We start from the raw sequence: 17940 nt of genomic DNA, 5'->3' as shown, positions 1-17940 counted from the left end.
ACAAGCCCTTTACAACATCAATCAACGGACGGAGAGAAGAATGAACTGGAAACACCTTGGCGGCTTCGCACTGGCAGCATCCTTCAGCTTCGGCGCTTATGCGGCGGACGGCCTGAAGGCCAGCATCAGCATGGACAAACGTGCCCTGGGCCCGAGCGACGACGTGGTGGTACAAGTGACGCTGACCAATACCTCGTCAGTGCCGCAGTACGTGCTGAAATGGCATACCCCATTCGGCGATATCGAAGAATCCCTGTTTGAAGTGACCCGCGACGGCGCCAAGGTGCCGTACGAGGGCATGCACGTCAAACGCGCCGCACCGACGCCAGCCGACTACTACGTGATCCAGCCCGGCAAGTCGCATAAGGTGAAGGTGGAACTGTCGCAGATGTATAACATGAGCATCTCCGGCGACTACTCGATCCGCTACAGCACCAAGTCCGCCAAGCTGTTCAGCAACCTGGATGCGGCCGGCAAGGTGGCCGACAAGAACCAGCCCGATACGCTGCAGTCGGATGCCCTGACCATCTCGGTCGAAGGTACCCTGCCGCGCGGCAGCGTGGCCAAGGTGGCGGAACCGGCGGCAGCGGCGGCCGGCCTGGCGTTCAGCAAATGCAGCGCTTCGCAGCAGTCGACCATCACCAGCGCCATCTCGACCGCGAAAACCATGGCGAACGACAGCAACAACTACCTGGGCGCCAACAAGACGGGCCCGCGCTACACCAAGTGGTTCGGCACCTACAATTCGAGCCGCTATTCGACCGTGAAAGCGCACTTCGCCGCCATCAAGAACGCCTTCGACACCAAGCCTGTCACGGTCGATTGTGGCTGCACCAAGACCTACTACGCCTATGTGTACCCAACCCAGCCTTACACCATCTACGTGTGCAAGGCATTCTGGAGCGCGCCGATGTCGGGCACCGACTCCAAGGGCGGCACCCTGGTGCATGAAATGAGCCACTTCAACGTGGTGGCGGGTACCGACGACCACGCCTACGGCCAGTCCGCTGCCGCCAGCCTGGCGATCAGCAACCCAGCCCAGGCCGTCGACAACGCCGACTCCCACGAATATTTCGGCGAGAACACCCCTGCCCTGCAGTAAGCAGCGGCGCGCCGCTCACCTGCCGGTATGCTCAAAGCGTACCGGTCCCACGGTGAGCGGCATTTCCTTTCCTTCCTGCAGGTAGTGCCCGTGGTAGCTGATGGTGTAGGCGTGCTTTCCCGTTTTGAAGGCGTAGGCGCGGGCCAGGTCGATGCTGTTGCGGCGCCGGGCGCCGGGCGCCAGGGTCAGGTAATCCTCGTCCGTCAGGGGGCCGCGCTTCACCATGATGCCCTGGTACTCCAGCGGCTCGCCCGTGGCCGCGTCGCGCAGCTCGAACAGCTTGCCGTACATTTCCTGCTCATCCGCCAGGGCGTGCAGCACTTTCACCGGGTGCGGCGTACGGTTGGCCAGGGAAACCTGGGCAACCGGGTGGCCACCCTTGTCCTTGACCGCGAGTTTCAGTTCCAGCACTGGCGCTTCTCCCGCTTGGGCGGCGCCTGCAATGAGCAAGGCGGCAAGATTAATTTTCACTCCATCCCCCGTTACACGTGAAACTTCCGGTTCAGCGCGCCTGTTCCAGCGCCTCGCCCACCACTTCAAGGAATTCCTTGATATTGAGCGGCTTGGTCAGGTAGCGGACGAAGCCGGCTTCCAGCGCCGCTTCCACGTCGAGCGGCATGGCATTGGCGGACAAGGCAATGATGGGGATATCGCGCGTGGCCGGGTCCCGGCGCAGCCGGCGCTGGGCTTCGCGGCCGCTGATGCCGGGCAGGTTCATGTCCATCAGGATGGCGTCCGGGCGGTACTCGCGCGCCATGGCCACGCCGCTATTGCCATCGGTCGCCGACAGCAGTTCCAGGTCCATGTGCAGCTTGACGATTTCCTGGACCAGGCGCAGGTTGGCGGGATTGTCTTCCACGTACAGCAGCACCGGCTTGTTGCGCTGGCCAAGCGCCGCGGCCGGCGGTGGCAGGGCCTCGTTCGCGCCCGTTGGCGGCAGCGTTTGCGGCTGGGCCGTCTCCATCCCGACGGTGAAGGTGCTGCCCTGGCCAACGGCGCTGCTCACATCAATGGTCGCGTTCATCAGCTCAGCCAGGCGCCGGCTCAGCACCAGGCCGATGCCACTGCCTTCTTCCGACCCGCCTTCCTGGCCCAGGCGGTTGAAGGGCTGGAACAGGCCGGACAACTGCTCCGGGCTCAGGCCGGGTCCGTCGTCCTTCACCGCCAGCCATGCCCGGCCGGTGTCTGCCGTTCCGGTATCGACCCAGACCTGGCCGCCCTTATGGTTGTACTTCACGGCATTGGACAGCAGGTTCAGCACGATCTGGCGCAGGCGGATGCGGTCGGCCCGGACGTGCAGCCCCTTGGGTTCGCCGAGGTAGACCTTGACGGCGCGCGCTTCGGCCATGGCTTCGATCATCTTGCTGGCTTCATGCAACAGGTCATCCAGCGCCACCGGCTCGAGCGACAGGGTGACCGCGCCCACCTCGATCTTGGCCAGGTCCAGGGTTTCATTGATCAGGTGCAGCAGGTGCTGCCCGGCCTGCACGATATTGCCGGCAAAGGCGTAGCGCTGGGTCATACTGAGCGGCAGCTTCTGGTTGTTCAGCAGCTGGCCGAAGCCGAGGATGGCATTCAGCGGCGTGCGCAGCTCGTGCGACATGCTGGCCAGGAAGCGGTCCTTGGCCTTGCTGGCCTGTTCCAGTTCGAGCTTTTGCTCCAGCAGCTTGCGCTCGATCTGGCGCCGGCCGCTGATGTCGCGGATGGCGCTCGACACCAGCATCTCGTCTTCCGTCTTCAGCGGGCTCAGGCTGATCTCGACCGGGAATTCCGTCCCGTCGCGCCGCATGGCGTACAGCTCCGTGCCGGCGCCCATGGCGCGCGGCTGGGCCTTTTCGAAGAAGCTGCCGCGCTTTGCCGGGTGGTGCGCGGCAAAACGGGCCGGGATCAGGATCTCGATCGGTTTGCCCAGCAGTTCCTGGCGCTGGTAGCCAAACAGCTGTTCGGTCTGGGAATTCACCAGCACGATCTCGCCGCGCGTGTTGACGATGACCATCGGGTCGGGCGCCGATTCCAGCAGGCCGCGGAACTTCTGTTCAGCCTTCTTGCGCTCGCCAATGTCGCGGATGGCGCTCATGACGATCGCGCCCTCTTCCATCTGGATCATGCTCAGGCTGATTTCGACCGGGAACTCCAGGCCATCCTTGCGCAGGCCGTACAGTTCCAGCCCGGCACCCATGGTGCGGGTACGCGGCTGCACAAAGTACTGCGCCCGGTGCGACACATGGCCGCCGCGAAAGCGGTTGGGCAGCAGCACTTCGACCGGTTTGCCCAGCAGTTCGCGCGGCGCAAAGCCGAACAGGCGCTCGGCCTGGCTGTTGACGAGCACGATGCGCCCGGTGGAGTTGGCCATCACAATCGCGTCCGGCATCGACTCCAGCAGGCCGCGGTAGCGCGACTCCACATTGCGCGCATCGCGCTGCGCCTTGGCGTCGGTAATGTCTTTCTGGCTGTGGATGATGTACTGCACTTCGCCCTGCGGCGTGAACACCGCCTTGCAGGCCGCACTGACATAGACGGCCTGGCCGTCCTTGCGGCGCCGCAGGTACTCGAAATCGGCGCCAAACTCATGCTTCACCGGATGGCCCGGCATGCCGGTCAGTTCAGCCAGCTTATGGCCGCGCGCTTCGTCGCCGTCGTAGCCATAGATTTCCGTGGCGCCCTTTGTCCAGAACAGGACTGTGTCATGCGCGTCGGTGGCGATGATCCCGCCAGGAGCTTCTTCCAGAATGAACTTGCCCAGGTCAGTTGGCATAGGTGATCTTATTGTGGATTTAGCGCCAGCCCATTTTAAGCGAAATTAAAAGAAAAAAAACCGCCTCCCCTTACGGGTGAGGCGGCCGACGGCGCCCAGGGCGCGCGTCAATTACCAGGAGGCTTTCAAGGTGTAAGTACCATTGGTGGCACCGGTGCCGCCGCCGTAGTAGTAGACCTTGGCATACAAGGTTACAGCAGACGAGCCCGTATTGGCGCGCGTTACGGTATCGGCCTGGCCGGTGCCCTTGGTGCTGGACGCCAGTTCGGTGCCTGCGCTGTTGTACAGCTTCAGGTCGTAGTCCGAGGTGGCGTTCGGCGTCAGGGTGGCGGTCAGGGTTTTCCCTGCCGGCAGCGTGATGGCGATGTAGTCAACGTCGGTGCTCGAACCCATATTGCCGTTCACCGTGGTGCCGGTCTGGGTGACCGGATTGGCGGTGGCAATCGTGTTGTTGCTTTCGGTCTCGTTGATGGTCGGGCCTGGCGGCTGCACGGCGGCCAGGATGTTCTGCGCTTCGAACTTGGCCTGGAAGGTGTTGGCGTAGCTCAGGTCGCTTGGGAACAGGGTCTTGGCGGCGTTGACGATGGCAGTCGCCATGGCTGGCATCTTGATGTTGGAGCCGAGGCCGAAGTGCGCTTCCAGGATGATCTTGTCGATGTTGGCGCGCGGCTTGCCGGCCGCGATCAGGGCCACCATGGACTGGTACAGCGGCGCCGACCACAGTTCATCGGACTGGAAGGTCACGCCGTTCTCGGTCACCGACTGGTGTGCGCCGTAAGTCTTGCTGCTGTTGTACTTTGCGTCAGTACGATTCAGCATGCGGCCGGCCCAGCACGAACCGTGGCCGTCCCAGCTGAAGGCCCATTCCGGATGGAAGGTCTTGCCGTTCGGGGTGCTGTACGAGTACGACGCGGCCCAGTAGTCGCCAAAGCCTTCGCCCATGGCGCCGGTGTCGCCGCCGGTCCAGTTGACATTGATGTTGCGCTGGATGCCGTGGCCGTACTCGTGCAGGATAACGTCGGCGTCTTCGCTGTCGTTCACGCAGCCGTGGCCGAAGGCCAGGTAGTCGGTGGCGCCGCCGTAGCTGTAGTGCGAGTTGTCGTCGCCGTTCAGGCCGTCGGTGTCGACGTCGAAGGAGCGCTCGATAATGCCCTTGCTGCCGGTGAAGCCCAGCGACTGGATGTAGCGCTGGTTCTGGTCGAGGTGGAAGTAGACGTTGGTATCGTCAAAGGCATTGTTGCCGCGCTTGGCGGTCCAGACGCCGTTGGTGGTGGTGCTCGGCGCAGTGTTCGGTGCCTCGATGTTCTTGATGTTGACGTACGGGCCGGTCAGCTTGTAGACGCCGGAAGTGACGGTCAGGTCGCGCAGGGTCTTGCTCGAGTACGCGGCATCGAACGAAGTGGCGGCCGAGGTATCGGTCAGCGACTCGGTGTTCAGCGCGGTACGCGGATCGGGGTCGAAGGCGTAGCCGGAGCCATTGATGCCGGACGGCGCGGCGGCAGCGGCGGCGGCCATGGCGGTGGTGCCGCTGCCGTCCTTGCCGGCGCCGGCGGTGGCCTTGCCGGCATCCTTGGCGGCCTTGATGGCGGCCTTCATGTCGAGCACCTGGCCAGGCGCCGCCTTGCGCGCTTCGATAGAGCGCTCACCGCCCTTGTTGGTGCGCGGCAGCGAGGTGGTGTAAGAGTCGATCAGGTCGCCGCTGTGGGCGTTCAGGTACTGCACGAAACCGCCAGTCGGCATTTCGGCCTCGATGTTGACCTTGCGCGCCAGCTGCACGCCATCCTTGGTCGGCACCCAGACCAGGCTGGTGGACGGGACGCTGACCAGGTTGTGCTGGACCTTCATGTTCTTCCAGCCTTTGTCGAGCGCGTCGTCTTCGCTGATCTGGCCTTTGTTGTACAGCTGGTTGACGGCGTCGGCGTCCATCTTGGCCGAGATGTGGCGGCTTTCGTTGAAGATCTTTTGCAGTTCGCCGTTGTGGCCAATCGATACGACGATCTCGGCGCGGTCAACCGGCAGGCCGCGCAGCATCTGCTGGTAGTGGTAATGCTTGCCGGTCAGCGATTCCTTGACCGCGACCAGTTTCAGGTTGTCCAGCCTGGCCGGCAGGCCGAAGCGGGCGGCGTTGGCCTTCAGCACGGCATCGGCCGAAGCGGCTTTGGTGTTGCTGAAGACGGTCAGGTTGTCGACGGTTTTTTCGCCGGCGTGGGCCAGGCTGGCGCAGGCCAGCATGACCATGGAAGCGAGGGTGGTACGAGTTGTGTAGCGCATATTGTAAGTCTCTCCTGAAGCAGTTATAGGTGTATTTATGACTTGCACTTTTTAGGCCCCGCCGGGCTGGGTACTCAACAGCGTGGGCCGAGTATAACTACTAAAACTTCGTTGATTTAATTGGAAGATTGACTTAAATTGCAAAACTGTCGCATTTGCATCAAGTCAAGACCGCGCGCGCAACGTTAGAGGGAGGCCTCTGTGAAATTTAACAGAATGTTATTTTTTTCATGCTGCTGCCTGGCCCTGCCAGCACAGGCGATTCCGGATGTGGAACCGGACGTCACGGCCCAGGTGGTCGATGTGCTTGAAGGCTTGGCAAATGGCAAGGCTGGACAGGAGCGCTTCACCGAAAAAGGGGCCAGCTACCTGGCCGTGCCGGGCCTGTCGGCGGTCTTGCAGGGCTGCAGCCGCCCCTTTGCGCTCGAGCTGCTGTCGCGCAATGTGAATGGCGAAGACCGGCTGTATGTCTATCGCGCCAAATGCCAGCCCAAGCCGGTGCGCATCGCCATCGACTTCAACAAGGCAGCCCGCATCAACCGGCTGGAACTGGCGCCCGAACGCTAGATTCACGTGGTGCTGGACTTGGCCATTTGTGTGTGGTCAGATATGCATTAATCAGCCAGGAGAAGAGCATGGACGTCATTACGACAGCAGTGACGGCAGGTGCCAGCGAAGGCGGCGTCAGTGCAGCCTATCAAATGCTGAAGTCCCGTCTGGCCGCGCAATCGGCGTCGGTGGCGGACGCCATTGCCGACGTCGAGGAGGATCCCGCTTCGCGCTCACGCCAGTTCGCCTTGTCCGATGCGCTGGCCGCGGCCGGCCTGGCTGGCGACCGCTACCTGCGGGCGGCGGCGCGCAATATCATCGATGAGGTGGAGCGGCGCCGTGCGGCGCGCGCCCCCGCTGCCAGCATGGCCGGGCAGCCCGATTGCGCCGTGATGCGCGTGTTCTTTGCCACCAACCGCGAGCTGAGCGGCGACCGCCATCCGGCGCGCCTGTTCGGCAATGCGCGCGGCCCGCTGCGCTATGGCAGCTGCGAAGTCAGCATCCCGCGCGACCACCGCATGGGCGAGCTGGAGTCGCCGTCGCTGCTGCGCCTGGAGTTCCGTGCCGACCCGGAGCAGCATGTCGTGCTGCTGGCCGCCGAGCTGGCTGAGCGCGACAGTTATATGCAGGCGCTGAAACAGGCCATCGCCGCCAGTGGCAGCCGCAGCGCCCTGCTCTTCATCCATGGCTACCGCACCACGTTTGAGGATGCGGCACGGCGCACCGGCCAGCTGGCCTACGACCTCGGTTTCCAGGGCGCGCCGGTTTTTTACAGCTGGCCCTCGCAAGGCAAGCTTTCCGGTTATATAGTGGATGAAGCCAATGTGGAATGGACCCAGGCCGACCTGGCGGCCTTCCTGGCCGATTTCCTGCAGCAGTCGGATGCCGAGCATGTCTACCTGATCGCCCACAGCATGGGCAACCGCGCCCTGGCGGCGGCGACGGCCAGCGTGCTGGCGGCGCGTCCCGAACTGGCCGGGCGGATCCGCGAGGTGATCCTGGCGGCGCCGGATATCGACGCCGATGTGTTCCGGCACCAGCTGCTGCCGGCCCTGGCGGGTGTGCCGAACCCGCTGACGCTGTATGCGTCATCCGAGGACAGCGCCCTGCGCGCCTCGAAAGCGATACATGGCTATGCGCGCGCCGGCGAAAGCGGCGATGGGCTGGTGGTGGCGCAAGGCGTCGAAACAATTGACGCCAGCACGGTGGATACCGGGTTCATCCGCCATTCCTACTTTGCCGAGCAGCGGACTGCATTGAGCGATATGTATTACCTGATCCAGAAGCATGCGCGGGCGGCCGAACGCTTTGGCCTGCGGGCGGTGGAAAGCGCAGCAGGCCGTTATTGGACGTTCCGCGAATAACAAGGAGACCAGTGTTATGAGTTACGCAAGTGCGCCGGATGAGGCCATTTTTTGCGTGGATAAGCTGCTGCAGTACATGGGGCAGGATGAAAAAGCCTTGAAAACCGTGGTCAAGATCGTGCGCGACGGGATTGGTCCCGGTATCGAACCGCTCAACCTGGCGGGCGAGGCGATCCGCGACGGCAAGTTCATGGAAGCGCGCCGCATCCTGCACAACTTGCGCGGCTCGATCGGCAACCTGGGCGCCAAACGCTTCGTGGCGGCCTCGCTGGCGCTGGAACTGGCCCTGCAGGAAGGCCGTATCGTCGAAATTCCCCTCCTGTTCACCGCGCTCGAAGGTGAACTCAAGCTGGTGCACGACCATGCCGGTGCATGGCTGGACCAGCACAGCGGCCGCGCAGTGGCACGCTAACGATTAGTTACATCTGTTACCCCGGCGGTTTTGATGCAGCGCAATACCTACGTGCTATGATCGGCCACACTTAAGTATTTGGCAGGATTGCAAGGCGTGCGCCCGGCTTGTCCGGGAATCCCTAGAATCTGACTAGTCAGCCATGAATTTGATTTTGGGAAACTGATTGATATAATGCCATCCTTCGGGGAAAAACAAGAATATATGGAAATTTTTAACAAGGCGGGAGTGATTGTGACGTCCACCCTGGTCATGGTCGGCATGTTGATTGCCTGCCAGGTCAAGGAAGATGTCGAACCGCCTGCCCCGGTGATCGAAACCGTCGCCAAACGTTTGGGCGAGCACGGTGGCGCCGCCGCCGAACGCCGCCTGCGCGAGTGGTCGGAACAAGGCTCCGTCGTGGCAGCCCGCGAGCTGGGCCTGCTGTACAGCCAGAACGCCAGCAAGCACTCGGAAGCGATCCGCCTGCTGGAAAAGGCGGCGCGCGCCGGTGACGCCGTGTCGGCCGAGTTCCTGGCCAGCCGCTACCGCGCCAACTCCACCGTCTCGAATACCACGGCCGAAGGCACCTGGCCGCTGTACATGCAAGTGGCCACGCCGCGCCACGCCAAGTAAGTCCCCTGCCCGCGATCGCGCATTTTCTTGATCGCGATCAACAAGCATCCCCGTCAGCTCCCTACGCTGGAACCTTCACCAGCCTTGGGAGATTGCCATGTCTCACCGAATCACCGTCGCGGCCGCGCTGGCCCTGGTCGCCCTGGTCGCCTGCCAGCGCATGAAGCCGTCGGAAGACTTGCTGCGCGACGCGCGCCAGGCGCACGAGCGTGGCGAGGACCGTGCCGCCATCATCCAGCTGAAGAACCTGCTGCAGCAGGAGCCCGGGCACGGTGCGGCGCGCCGCCTGCTGGGGGAATTGCACCTGGCGCAGGGCGATGCCGCTTCCGCCGAGAAGGAGCTGCGGCGTGCGCTGGCGCTCGGTCAGCCCCGCGCGGAGCTGCTGCCGCCGCTGGTGCGTGCCCTGCTGGGCCAGGCGGCGCACCAGGGCGTGCTTGACGAACTGCAGGCGGAAGGGGCCAGTCCCGCCATCCTCGCCTGGCGCGGACACGCGCAAATGGGGTTGGGGAAACTGGACGATGCCGGACAGCTTTACGCCCAGGCCCTGCTCAAGGATGCGGGCCTGGTCGAGGCGCATCTGGGACAGGCCCGGCTCGCCCTGCTGCGCAGCGATGCCGACGCCGCCTCGGCCAGTGTGGAACGGGCCCTGGCGGCCGCTCCCCAGCACGTGGAAGCGCTGCGCTTCAAGGGCGACCTGCTGCGCACGGGCGGCAAGCCGGAGGCGGCCCTGCTGGCCTACCGCATGATACTGGCGCATGCACCGGGAAATGTGCAGGCCCACGCCGACATCGCCGCCACCCAGCTGCAGCTGGGCAAACCGGAACTGGCGCGCCAGCAGCTGGCACTGGCGCGCAAGCTGCAGCCGGGCAGCCCGGTCGTGCTGTATGCCCAGGCCCTGCTGGATTTCGCCGATGGCAAGCACAAAGCCGCCCTCGAACAGGTGCAGCTGGTACTGCGCGCCGCGCCAAGCCACATGCCGAGCTACCTGCTGGCCGCGACCATTGAACTGGCGATCGGGGCGGTCAGCCCGGCCCGCGCCCACGTCCAGCGTTATCGCCAGGCCATGCCCAACGAGCCGTACGCCATCCGCCTGCAGGCGCAATGCGACCTGCGCGAAGGCAAGGCCCAGGATGCGCTGGCCTTGCTGGAGCCGGTGCTGGCGGTCGGCTCGCAGGATGTGGACCTGATGGCGCTGGCCGGTGAAGCGGCGATGCGCCTTGGCAAGCACGAGCAGGCCGCGCGCTGGTTCGGCCAGGCCAGCAGCCTGGCGCCGGAATCGAGCATGCTGAACGCCGCCAGCGGCTTGAGCCTGCTGCACCAGGGCCTGGACGGACGCGCCATCGACGCGCTGGAACTGGCGGCGCGCAAGGATGGCGCGGCGTCGCGCGCCGGCGCGCTGCTGGTCATGACCCACCTGCGCGGGCGCCACTTCGACAAGGCGATGGCACAGATCCGCAGCATGGAGGCGCAGGGCGACAATCCGGCCGTCCAGAACCTGAAGGGCGGCGTGTTCCTGGTCAGCGGCGACCTGGCCGGGGCGCGCCAGGCCTTTGGCAAGGCGCTGGAAATCGATCCGGGCCACATGCCGGCGCTCGACAACCTGGTCGAACTCGACCTGATAGAAAAGAAGGTGCCGCAGGCGCGCCAGCGCTACCAGGCCGCCCTGGCCGCCAACCGCAACAGCCTGCCGTTGCTGATGGCCTTGGCGCGCCTGGAAGCGCGCGTCGGCAGCCTGCCCGCCGCGATCGACGTGCTGGAACGCGCCGCCAAGGCGCATCCGGATGCCATGGCGCCGGCCCAGGCGCTGGCCACGCTGTACCTGCGCAGCGGTGACGCCGCCAAGGCGCTGGCGCTGGCGCAGCGCATGCAAGGCCAGCAGGCGAACCAGGCGCCGGCGCTGGACCTGCTGGCGCAAGCGGCCTCGGCCGCAGGCAAGCATGCGATGGCGCTCGATGCCTTGCAGAAGCTGGCCGTGCTGCAATCCACCAATGCCGAACTGCAGGTCCGGATTGCGCGCCAGCACATGATCCTGCAACAGAAGCCGGCCGCCCTGCAGGCGGCGCGCAAGGCCATCGCCGTCGAGCCCAACCGCGAAGATGCGTTGGCGCTGGCCAGCGCGCTGCTGATCGATAGCCGCAATTTCGAGGACGCGCGCAAACTGGCGCGCCTGGCGCAGCAGCGCCAACCGGCGGCCGCCATCGGCTTCAAGCTGGAAGGCGATGCGCTGCTGGAAGAAGGCAAGCTGGCCGAGGCCGTGACCGTGTATGAGCGTGGCCTGGGCCTGCAGCGCAATGGTCCCATGGTGATTGCGCTGCACCGGGCCCTGCACGCGGCGGGCAAAAAGGAGGCCGCGCAGCAACGCATGCAGGATTGGCTGGCCCGGCAGCCGTCCGACCAGCCGACCCGCCTCTATTTCGCCAGCCACCTGATGCAGCAGGGCGACCATGCCGGCGCGCGGCGCGAGTATGAAAGCATCCTGCAGCGCGATCCGGAGAATGTGCTGGCCCTGAACGACCTGGCCTGGGCCCTGCTGCAGCTGAAAGACCCGGACGCCTTGCGGCCGGCGGAGCGGGCCTACAAGCTGGCGCCCACCAATCCCGCCGTGGCCGATACCTTGGCCTGGATCCTCACCGAGAGCGGCAAGCCGGCGCGCGCCCTGCCCTTGCTGAAAAAGGCACTGGAAACGGCGCCGACATCGGCCGACATCCGCCTGCACTATGCCCATGCACTGTTCCGCAGCGGCGACAAGCGCGCCGCGCGCAGCCAGTGCGAACAGCTGCTGGCGATCCAGGGTTTGCCCCAGCGCGCCGAGGTGGAAAGCCTGCTGGCGCGGCTGTGAGGCGTCGGCCGCCTTTACGCCCGTGCCAGCCGTGCCCGGGCTGCCGGGCTGGCCCGTTCCTTGCAGCATGGCTGGTATCCAACCACCGGAGCATGCCATGCCTACGATCCTCCTCCACGCCGCCGCCGCGCTGATGGCCTCGCTAGCCTTCAGCGGGGCGGCCCGCGCCACGCCCCTCGCCCCGTTCGTCCTGCGGACGCCGGGCATGGTGGAAATCAAGTACAGCGGCTACCTGGCGCGCAGCAGCGACCGCGGCACCAGCGGCATCCGCGAGGCCAGCTTTGCCGCCGGCTATATGACCAGCATCAGCGAACTGGGCAACCCTGGCAACCGGCTCTGGCACAGCGGCCAGGACAACCAGAGCATTTCCTTCATGATGTACGGCGCCGGCGACGCCATGTCGATCGCCGGGCCCGGCACCTTCGGCAACCAGGTGATGGGCACCGGTTGCACCAATGCGGCCTTCGGCTGCGATGGCAAGATCCACCTCGATTTCTACCTGGACAAACTGGTGGGCGGCACCAACCCGGGCTTTGGTTTTGGCGGCATCAAGGCGTCGCAGCGTGAGGGTTTTGACCGCCTGGGCGGGATCACCGACGGCGAACTGCTGATGCGCTGGGAGTTTGTGTCCGGCCTGCTGGGGGCTGCCGCCAGCGGACCGGACATCACGCTGTACCAGCACTTGAACGGCATGACGTCGCCCTCGTCCGGCTATGGCAGCTACCTGGCGAACTGCGTCAGCGGCGCCGCCTGCCAGTACTTCCGCTCCGGTTCGCAACAAGCCGGGGCCGACTTCTACGGCACCACCACCATGACGCAATTGCTGGCCCTGTCGGCATTCGGCCAGAATGGCTGGGTAACCCGCCTGTCCGACCCGGTTATCGCCCAGGTGGCGCTGGCCCAGCCATCGAGCGCCTGGCTGTTGCCGCTTGGCCTTGCCCTGCTGTCTGGCTTGCGGCGCCGTCAGCGGCCATCGTAACGGCCATCGTAACGGCCCGGGGCAAAGATGCGCTGGGGGTCGAGCGCGGCCTTGATGCGGGCCACGGTGCGCCAGTAGCTGTCGTCGCCGTTATCCAGGGCCGCCATCGATTGCGGCCCGACCCGGTACGGGATATAGCCTTCCCGCAGCAAGCGCTCGAAGGCCGCGCTATAACAGGCCTGCGCCCGTTCTGTCTCGTCCGCATCCTCCCGGTCGAAACAGACGGTCAGCACGCCACCGAGCGTACGCTCATTGATCATGCTGAAGGTGGTGAACAGGTCAAAGCGCTGCGCGGCAAACACCGGCGCCACCAGGCCGATCACGTGCAGCAGTTCGGCGCCGCGCAGCGGCAGCACAGGCGCCAGCCACATCATGCCGCAGCCGTCGCGGGCCGGATCCGCGCCCTGCGGGAAGGCCGGCGGCAGGCCGCCGCGCCGGCGCCAGTAGGCGCCGGCCAGGAAACGTCCGTCCGGCACCCCGCGGTTCATGTTCAGCAGCGAACGGCCGAGGTCCACTTGTGCCGCCAGGCGCTGTCCGGCGCGCCCGCTCCCGAGCAGGCGCGCCGCCGCACTGCCCCAGTCCAGCGCCCGGTCGTCGATGAAGCGCAGGCGGGCCAGCCCGCCGATGGCACGGCGCAGGGCACGCCGCGCGTCGGCCACCTGCGCCGGGCGTCCGTACAGTGCCGCTGAGACAGTCCAGGCGCCAATCCCGGCACCGCTGCGCAAGCGCTCGCGCAGGGCATCCGGCAGCGGCGGCCCTTGCGGCACTTCGGCGGCGGGAAAGACCATGCCACCGGACAGCACCCGCAGATCATTCCCGATATGCACCACGCTGCGCAGGGTTCCGTCCATGCGCAGCGGCCGCAACGCATCGACCACCGGCGCGATGCCGTTAAAGTGTTCGACGCTGGCCACCAGGTGGCTGACCATCTCGCTTTGCGGCATCAGCCACAGTCCCAGGCTGGTCACGATGCCAAAATTCGATTGCGTGAACAGGCCGTCGAGCCAGGGTCCCACGCCATACGGGTAGAGATAAGTGGTACGGGCCGCGCTGAAGTGGCCGAAACCAGTCTGCAGGGTCTCGCCGCTGGCCAGCACAAGACGCATGCCCGCCACGTGCAGCATGCGGTTGCCGTAAGGCGTGTGGCCGAAGCCGCGCTCGAGGATGTTGCCGACCAGGCTGGTATCGGGCCCGGCCCCGGTGCAGTCCATCCAGACCGGCGCCTGCTGCGCGCCCAGGTGGTTCGCCAGCTGGACCTGCGTCACGCCGGGTTCCAGTACGGCATAGGCCAGTTCGGTATCCAGTTGCAGAATGCGCCGCATGCCGCTCAGATCGACGATCACCTGCCCCGCACCGCTCGGGCAGGCATCGCCATAGCCCCAGTTGCGCCCGGTACTGAGGGGATAGAGCGGGATGGAGAATTCCGCCGCCGCGCGCACCACGCCAACCACCTCCGCATGGGACAGGGGCCGCAGCACGGCCAGTGGCCACACCGGATGGGCCGAAGTGCTGGCCGCGTAAGGCGCCAGCTGGTCGGCGTGCTGCAGCACGCGTTCCGGGCCCAGCAGCAGCTGCCATGCGGCCAGCGCCTCGTCAAGCGCCGCCACCATGTCAATTCCTTCCTTCGCGCAGGCGCACGGTGATACCGGCCTCGTCGGCTGGCGAAAAGAAGTAGGGATAGAAGGAACGCTCCTTGGCCGCCTCCATGCGGCCGCCATGCAGTGCGATCTGCTCCCGCATATGGTCCAGGTCCAGGCGCAGCAGCACGGCCGGGGCGCCGACCCGGTTGCAGTGGCGCTCCGGCGCCAGTTCATGGAAGCCCAGCATGCGCTTGTAGAACATGACGTGGCGCGGGTTCACCTCGATCACATAGTCGGTGCAGCCGTGCAGGTTGTGGGCATACACATAGGAAATGTGGATCAGTGCGGCAAAGACGCGCATATTGACATTGCGGTCGATGGCCAGGCGGGCCGGCTCGCACAGGCGGCGCCCCTGCTGGCGCAGGCCGCCCAGGATGTCGCCAAAGTTTTCATCGGCCGGCAGGCCGATCTGTGCGTCATCCAGGCAAAGCGACATGGTGGCCACCGTGTCGCCCTGGTTGTCGGCGGCCAGCGTGATGCGGTTGGGCAGGTGCGCGGCGTACGGCTCCACGTCATAGCCGCGCCAGCCGTACATCTTCTGCAGCAGCACGCTGGCGGCCTCGCGCTGGCCAGTCGAGTTTGCCAAGCGGATGTGGAACAGCTGCTCATCCAGCGGCTGCAAGGATTGCTGGTCCGGCGCCCGCTCATCGATCAACAGGGAAACAATAGTGTTTGGGTCCACGATGCGTCCTCCTATCGGAATACGGCTTGGACAGCCCGACCCGGCCGATGTTCCGCACGCGTCGGATTTCTTTTCACGGGCTGGCCGCCGCCCGGGCCACGGCACATGGCATGGATGCTGCTCGTATGGCTATGCCGGCAAACTCGCCGCATTCCACGGAGATTCCGCCATGAAAAAGATCTGCAAGCACCTGTTGGCAACGGCGACCGTCCTGGCCGCCACCTTTGCCAGCGTTCCCGCCCAGGCCAGCACGTTCGCGTCGGCCATCCTCGACATCAACAATTTCCGCCTGCTGCATTCCGGTGGCACCGCCTACAGCACGGCTGACTTCACGGTGCTGACCGGCACCAACGATGCCCACGCCACGGCCTCCCTGAACGGCGTGTTCGCCAATGGCGCGCAGTCGTTCGGCATCCTGAGCGGGATCCAGCCCAATGTGCCGCACCAGTGCGTCGGCGCGCCCTGCCCCGCGCTGCCGGAAAACAATTTCCTGCCCTTCCCCAGCCCGCCTCCGGTGCCAGGCACCTTCGGTTACGCCGACCAGGACCTGACGGGCGCCGCCATCACCATCGGCGCCGTCCCGGCCGGCGCCCACGCGCGCACCCGCGCCGACGCGTCGACGGCACTGAATGCGATCGCCTCCGGCAATTCGGATGTCGGTACCTCGACCACCTTCGCCTTCACGCTCGGCGCGGCCGATACGATGACCATCTCGTTCGATGGCACGCCGTATACCCAGGCCTTCGCCTCCGCCGGCTCCGGTCCGACCGCGAATGCCAACGCCCGCCTGTCGTGGTCCATCAATATCATTGACCTGGCCACCAATACCTCGGTCTTCAGCTATTCGCCGCCGGAGCTGAATGGCCTGAGCGCTGTAAGCCGCACCGACGGCTCGCCCGGCCTCACCACCTACGCCCCCGGCACGGCAGCCTTCCTGGCCGTCACACCGCTGCTGCTGGCCGGCACCACCTACCAGATCACGATCGAGCACAACACGCTGGCCAATGCCCTGCAGCAGGAACTGCCGGAGCCGGGCTCCATGGTGGTGCTGGCGGCCGGCATGCTGGCCATGTCCCTGGCCATGCGCCGCCGCCAGGCATAAAGCCCTTTGTTGACGGGCCTCAAAGGTCGGGCGGGTTGCACGTGCGCACAGGAAACCCGCCCATATAATCAAACCACCAGGCCCGACCACATGGAGCATCTGCGCATGGAGCACCTCTACAGCCAACTGCTATCCAGCTTGAAGGGTATCTGGAAACACCGGTGGGTGGGGTTCATTACCGCCTGGCTACTGGTGCTGGTGGGCTGGGCCAAAGTCTACTGGCTGCCGGACGAGTTCCAGTCGTCGGCGCGCGTCTTCGTCGATACGCAAAGCATCCTCAAGCCGCTGATGGTGGGCATGACCAGCGTGCCGAATGTGGAGCAGCAAGTGTCGATCATGAGCCGCACTCTGCTGAGCCGGCCGAACCTGGAACGCGTGCTGCGCATGGTCGACCTCGACGTCAAAGCCGTGACGCCGCGCGAAGTCGATGCGCAAGTCAACGAACTGCTGAAAACCATCCGCATCCAGGGGACCGGCACCTTCGATATCTACACCATCACCTATACCAATGCCAATCCGCGCCAGGTGCGCGATGTGGTGCAGGCCCTGCTGGCGATCTTTGTCGAAGGCAGTTTCAAAGGCAAGAAGGGCGACTCGGAGAAAGCGGTCCAGTTCATCGACGACCAGGTGCGCGGCTACGAGGACAAGCTGCTCAGCGCGGAGAACGCAGTCAAGGAATTCCGGCTCAAACACAATTACCTGCTGCCGCGCGAAGGCCAGGATTACGGCGGCAAGCTGCTGCAGGCCAGCGAAACGCTGGCCAATGCGCAACTGGAGCTGGCCGAGGCGGAACAGGCGCGCAAAGCAATCGAGGCGCAGTTTGGCGGCGACGAGCCAGTGCTGGCGGCGGGCGGCACGCCCGGCGAACAGTCCGACCTCGACAGCCGGATCAGCAGCCTGAACAAGAACCTTGACACCCTGCGGCTGCAATACACCGACCAGCATCCGGACGTCGTCTCCACGCTGCGCCTGATTGGCCAGCTGGAGGAAAAGCGGCGCCAGGACCGCTTGAAGCAGGCCGATGCGGGCGATGCGGCGCACCAGTACAGCCCGCTGTTCCAGCAAATGAAGGTGGCGCTCGCCGAAGCGGAAGCGCGCGTGGCGGCCCTGCGCGCCCGGGTCGAAGCGCTGCGCGAACGCCAGGTCCGGCTGCAGGAACAACGCAATGCCGTGCCCGAACTGGAATCGCAGCTGGGCCAGCTGACGCGCGACTACCAGGTGAACAAGGAAAACTACGAAAAGCTGATTGCGCGGCGCGAAGCGGCCAAGCTGTCGGGAGAACTGACAACGACCACGGAGATGATGAGCTTTAAGATCATCGACCCACCCACCATGCCGCAACGGCCCATCGGTCCCAACCGGGCCCTGTATTATAGCGCCGCGATGGCGCTCGGCCTGGTTGGCGGCTGCGCGGCCGCCCTCGGCCTGGCCGAACTGCGCCCGACTTTCCTCAGCCCGGCCGAACTGCGCGCCGCCACCGGCCTGCGCGTGCTCGGCACGATCGCCATGAACTGGACGGAAGAGGAGAAGCGCAAGCATTGGCGCGACCGCATTGGCTTTGGCGCCGGCAGCGCCTGCCTCTTCCTGAGCTATGCCGGGCTCATGGCATACACCCTGCTAATCCGCTAAA

At 65.3% G+C, this 17940-nt stretch carries 14 protein-coding genes; 9 read left to right on the top strand and 5 right to left on the bottom strand.

From position 1 onward, the window contains the following. Window positions 1-40 precede the first annotated feature (40 nt). Window positions 41-1102, top strand: a complete 1062-nt coding sequence (locus ACE3TQ_RS04445) for a M35 family metallo-endopeptidase (protein WP_374580742.1) — start codon at window positions 41-43, stop codon at window positions 1100-1102. Window positions 1103-1117: 15 nt separating this feature from the next. Here ACE3TQ_RS04445 and ACE3TQ_RS04440 read toward each other — a convergent pair whose 3' ends face one another. The 3 genes from ACE3TQ_RS04440 to ACE3TQ_RS04430 all read right to left on the bottom strand — a co-directional run bounded on the left by ACE3TQ_RS04440 (window position 1118) and on the right by ACE3TQ_RS04430 (window position 6128). Then, window positions 1118-1573 carry a hypothetical protein gene (locus ACE3TQ_RS04440; protein WP_374580741.1) on the bottom strand — a complete coding sequence of 152 codons (456 nt, stop codon included), beginning with the start codon at window positions 1571-1573 and terminating at the stop codon, window positions 1118-1120. Between the two features lie 31 nt (window positions 1574-1604). After that, on the bottom strand, window positions 1605-3857 hold the full coding sequence (locus tag ACE3TQ_RS04435; protein ID WP_374580740.1) for a PAS domain S-box protein: 2253 nt from the start codon (window positions 3855-3857) through the stop codon (window positions 1605-1607). Between the two features lie 111 nt (window positions 3858-3968). Then, a complete protein-coding gene (locus ACE3TQ_RS04430; protein WP_374580739.1) occupies window positions 3969-6128 on the bottom strand; it encodes a hypothetical protein in 2160 nt (719 codons plus the stop codon). A 216-nt stretch (window positions 6129-6344) separates the two neighbouring features. Between ACE3TQ_RS04430 and ACE3TQ_RS04425 the strand changes: the two genes are divergently transcribed. From ACE3TQ_RS04425 to ACE3TQ_RS04400, 6 genes are all read left to right on the top strand, one after another. Next, window positions 6345-6695 carry a hypothetical protein gene (locus tag ACE3TQ_RS04425; protein WP_374580738.1) on the top strand — a complete coding sequence of 117 codons (351 nt, stop codon included), beginning with the start codon at window positions 6345-6347 and terminating at the stop codon, window positions 6693-6695. A gap of 68 nt (window positions 6696-6763) precedes the next feature. After that, window positions 6764-8041, top strand: coding sequence for an alpha/beta hydrolase (locus tag ACE3TQ_RS04420; protein ID WP_374580737.1), 1278 nt, complete (start codon window positions 6764-6766; stop codon window positions 8039-8041). A 16-nt stretch (window positions 8042-8057) separates the two neighbouring features. After that, on the top strand, window positions 8058-8453 hold the full coding sequence (locus tag ACE3TQ_RS04415) for an Hpt domain-containing protein (RefSeq protein WP_374580736.1): 396 nt from the start codon (window positions 8058-8060) through the stop codon (window positions 8451-8453). Window positions 8454-8657: 204 nt separating this feature from the next. Beyond that, window positions 8658-9068 carry a hypothetical protein gene (locus ACE3TQ_RS04410; RefSeq protein ID WP_374580735.1) on the top strand — a complete coding sequence of 137 codons (411 nt, stop codon included), beginning with the start codon at window positions 8658-8660 and terminating at the stop codon, window positions 9066-9068. Between the two features lie 97 nt (window positions 9069-9165). Beyond that, the gene (gene prsT, locus ACE3TQ_RS04405; protein WP_374580734.1) at window positions 9166-11907 is read left to right on the top strand and encodes an XrtA/PEP-CTERM system TPR-repeat protein PrsT; all 2742 of its coding nucleotides are present in this window, start codon (window positions 9166-9168) and stop codon (window positions 11905-11907) included. 97 nt (window positions 11908-12004) lie between these two features. Continuing rightward, window positions 12005-12886: a hypothetical protein gene (locus tag ACE3TQ_RS04400; RefSeq protein ID WP_374580733.1), complete on the top strand. Its 882-nt coding sequence runs from the start codon at window positions 12005-12007 to the stop codon at window positions 12884-12886. On the opposite strand, the gene ACE3TQ_RS04395 is transcribed toward ACE3TQ_RS04400, so the two are convergent. Both ACE3TQ_RS04395 and ACE3TQ_RS04390 read right to left on the bottom strand, forming a co-directional pair. After that, a complete protein-coding gene (locus ACE3TQ_RS04395; protein ID WP_374580732.1) occupies window positions 12871-14496 on the bottom strand; it encodes an FAD-binding oxidoreductase in 1626 nt (541 codons plus the stop codon). The two genes, ACE3TQ_RS04400 and ACE3TQ_RS04395, sit on opposite strands and share 16 nt — an antisense overlap. A 1-nt stretch (window position 14497) precedes the next feature. Then, entirely contained in the window at window positions 14498-15208 is a 711-nt protein-coding gene (locus tag ACE3TQ_RS04390; protein WP_374580731.1) for a long-chain N-acyl amino acid synthase, read from the bottom strand. A gap of 169 nt (window positions 15209-15377) precedes the next feature. Here ACE3TQ_RS04390 and ACE3TQ_RS04385 point away from each other — a divergent pair, with 169 nt between their 5' ends. Together ACE3TQ_RS04385 and ACE3TQ_RS04380 are read left to right on the top strand one after the other, a co-directional pair. Next, entirely contained in the window at window positions 15378-16310 is a 933-nt protein-coding gene (locus tag ACE3TQ_RS04385) for an EDSAP-1 family PEP-CTERM protein (protein WP_374580730.1), read from the top strand. A 90-nt stretch (window positions 16311-16400) separates the two neighbouring features. After that, window positions 16401-17939 (top strand): XrtA system polysaccharide chain length determinant, encoded by a 1539-nt coding sequence (locus ACE3TQ_RS04380; protein ID WP_374580729.1) that lies wholly within the window; start codon window positions 16401-16403, stop codon window positions 17937-17939. Window position 17940 lies beyond the last annotated feature (1 nt).

Origin of the sequence: Pseudoduganella sp., assembly GCF_041914865.1 — a bacterium.
GTDB lineage: Bacteria > Pseudomonadota > Gammaproteobacteria > Burkholderiales > Burkholderiaceae_D > Rugamonas.
This window is presented reverse-complemented; position numbering and strand designations above follow the sequence as displayed.